Annotated in this window: 4 protein-coding genes and 1 pseudogene; 3 read left to right on the top strand and 2 right to left on the bottom strand. The window is 43.6% G+C overall.

Features of this window, described 5'->3' with window-relative positions; all coding sequences use genetic code 11:
* Positions 1-423 precede the first annotated feature (423 nt).
* Positions 424-819, top strand: a complete 396-nt coding sequence (locus AC2VE5_RS25405; protein ID WP_486890364.1) for a hypothetical protein — start codon at positions 424-426, stop codon at positions 817-819.
* 82 nt (positions 820-901) lie between these two features.
* Here AC2VE5_RS25405 and AC2VE5_RS25400 read toward each other — a convergent pair.
* A pseudogene (locus AC2VE5_RS25400) lies at positions 902-1,595 on the bottom strand (HNH endonuclease); the annotation flags it as partial.
* Positions 1,596-1,771: 176 nt separating this feature from the next.
* Here AC2VE5_RS25400 and AC2VE5_RS25395 point away from each other — a divergent pair.
* Positions 1,772-2,038, top strand: a complete 267-nt coding sequence (locus AC2VE5_RS25395; RefSeq protein ID WP_486890363.1) for a helix-turn-helix domain-containing protein — start codon at positions 1,772-1,774, stop codon at positions 2,036-2,038.
* Positions 2,039-2,161: 123 nt separating this feature from the next.
* Positions 2,162-2,515 carry a transposase gene (locus AC2VE5_RS25390; protein ID WP_486890362.1) on the top strand — a complete coding sequence of 118 codons (354 nt, stop codon included), beginning with the start codon at positions 2,162-2,164 and terminating at the stop codon, positions 2,513-2,515.
* Between the two features lie 87 nt (positions 2,516-2,602).
* On the opposite strand, the gene AC2VE5_RS25385 is transcribed toward AC2VE5_RS25390, so the two are convergent.
* Positions 2,603-2,842, bottom strand: a complete 240-nt coding sequence (locus AC2VE5_RS25385) for a hypothetical protein (RefSeq protein WP_486890365.1) — start codon at positions 2,840-2,842, stop codon at positions 2,603-2,605.
* Between the last annotated feature and the right edge of the window lie 68 nt (positions 2,843-2,910).

The following is a 2,910-nucleotide window of genomic DNA, read 5'->3' as shown; positions in this document are numbered from 1 at the left end:
TCACGTATTTCTTCTCGGCTGGCAAAATGGGTCAGTATGCTTGCATCAATTGTCTGACTCATTAACTCTGTTTCTACTTGCTTTACTTTACCCTAGCCTACGCTATATTTTTTATGCGGTTGCCCTACCCAGGAACCCTGCTGCTATGTCGGAGCGCAACTTAGTATGAGTCATTATTTTGATCGGTAGTATTAAGGTTGTTTCCGAAGGGGAACTATCAACACTCAATTATATAGCGCGAAGTCAGGCGTTAGCTCCGGTACAGCTATCACCCACTTAGCTAAAGCAAAAGAAATTGCGGCTTATTGTACGAATAATGCCGCCGCCATTGATCGCCATGGTGCATTCCCCCAACAGGAATTTGAATTACAGCAGTTCTCATTCCGATAAAGTACAGCTTTAGGATTTAATTACTGTGAGGTCATGCTTAAGGTGTACTGCACTCAAGTGCGAACCGCTATAATTGCCAACGCTGGCTTGCTATCGACTCCACTCCAAGCGCATTTAGGTGGATGGGGTGCAGGAATAGACGCAAGTAATACTTACGAAACGCTGATGTTGCTCAAACAAATTGGGCGCGGTAATTTAGCGGTGGGGCGGATCTATGAAGGACACGTTAATGCGCTGCAACTGATGCAAAGCTTTGGGACGAGAGAACAAATTGAGCAATTAGCCGAGGATGCACAACTGCACCATAAAATATTTGGGGTTTGGAATGCTGAAGCAGAGGACGGAGTAAAAATTATTCCCCTCAGCGACGGACGGTATCGGCTAGAAGGCTCGAAAACCTTTGCTTCCGGCTCTGGCTACGTTGGTTAGAGTCGATGGGGGTTATTAAACCCCGCACCTCTCCTACAGATCCGGACGTGAAACTTTCGCCTCATCCGGCTCCCAGATATTCTTAGGGTTGTTGTTCCCTTTTGCCCATGTGGATATAATCGTGACAGAATTCATGTATGGCGACTAGATTGTTGTTTTTCCAGTTGCTATGATTTCCGTCTCTGTGGTGTAAATGTACCCGTTCATCACTGATACATTTTAAGCCACAGTGTCCGCACGTATGGTTTTGCCGTTTTAAGGCTCTAGAGGTGTGGTCATCGTACAGCTTACTGTTGCGTTCGCTCCAGTAGGCTACATCTCCGTCGTAGGGTGATTTATTCCCTGTGACGTTGATAAATAAACCTGTTTTCGGAGTATGGAACCGATGGGAATCCCTTATCCAGTAGTTTTTTACTGGAATGCTGATTTTGTTTCGCTTCCTTGTTAAATACCTTAAAGGTTCTGCTTTCGATGTGGTATAGCGAGAATTTTGCGCCATTCCTCATGCAGAATCTGTGGTAATTTCTCCAGCCTCTAACGATGGGGGCTAATTTTTCTGCCTTGACCTTCGCGCCATAATTCGAGCAGTTGACGATTGTTTTTACCTTCTGGCGAAATTTTTTAAAGTTATCCACTGAAGGAGTGCTTTTAAATTTTCCGTTGCTCAGCACTTTGAAGTGCCAGCCAAGGAAGTCAAAACTATCGGTCGTAGCGGTTATCTTTGTCTTCTTCTCACTTGCCTTCCTTCCTCTAGTGGCTAGAAACTGGTTAATCCTTTCACAGCAGTTTTCACTTGAGTAGAAACCAAAATTAGATAAACTAAAAGAGTAGTAGAAATAAACAGATTGATGCCTGCTGCTTACTCAATTGACTTACGCCAAAGAATCATCAATGCCTATGAAGCCAAAGAGGGTTCACAAAGAAAATTGGCAAAACGTTTTGCTGCGTCAGCTTGTCTTTCGTCAAAAGATTGATTAGTCGTTATCGAGATACAGGATTAGTCAAACCTAAATCTCATGGAGGAGGAGCAAGAGCCAAAATCACAGTATCCGATTTAGCACAAATCAAACAACTGGTTGAAGAACAGCCAGATGCTCTACTGCGAGAGTTATGCGAACGCTGGCAGCAAAAACTCTTAATTAGAGTCAGTAATTCCACAATGCACCGCAGATGGCAACAGTTAAGATTAACTACTAAAAAAAACTCTCTATGCCAGTGAGCAGAAAAGCCCCAAAGTGGAACAGATGGGATTCGACGATCGGGATTGGGTGTTAAGTATCGATCCAAACAACTTTGTTTTTGTCGATGAGTCGGGGATTAATTTAGGCATGACTCGACTTTGATGGACGAGCCAAAAGTGGAGAACGATTGTACGATTGTTGTCCTCGCAACCCTTGGCTCTAATATATCTTTAATTGGAGCATTAAGTCTTGATGGGCTGATTGCCACTATCAGCCTTTCCGGAAGCGTTAATACAGAAGTTTTTATCACCTATGTACAGGAAATTCTGACCCCTCAACTATGGATGGGAGCCTTTGTTATTATGGATAATCTTCCTGTTCATAAAGCGCATCGGATTCAAGAAATTATCGCTTCGGTAGGCGCAAAGGTTGTTTTTTTACCTCCTTATTCCCCAGATTTGTCTCAAGCTCGAATTATGCTGGTCAAAACTACAACAGTGCCTACGCACTGCTAAAGCCAGAACAGCCACAGCTATCAACCAAGCTTTAACCAAAATTATTAATCAGCAAATTTCATCTGATGACGCTGTTGGATGGTTCAATCATTGTGGTCTATTCATTTGAAAATCGCTGTCAAGTATTTCCTTGGCATCGTCTTGGGGTCGAAGTATGATGACCATATCATCCGCGTAACGAATTGATGGTAATACTTGATGTCCAGCCCTTATTGAGTAAGTGTGGCATTCTTCGATATCGTTGAGAGCGATGTTTGCTAGTAGTGGACTAAATAGAGTAGGGACAGAGCGCACCTTCAGGTCTTTCGACTTGCGTGTTTCTTCCATCCCTCTCCCCAAACGAAGCGTGACAGTTTCCCGTCACTTCGCTTTCCATCACTGCAATCGACTATGAT

The sequence above is a fragment of the Aliterella sp. E5.1 genome (assembly GCF_057473825.1).
The sequence above is the reverse complement of the archived record's forward strand: the minus strand, read 5'-3'. Positions and strand labels throughout refer to the sequence as shown.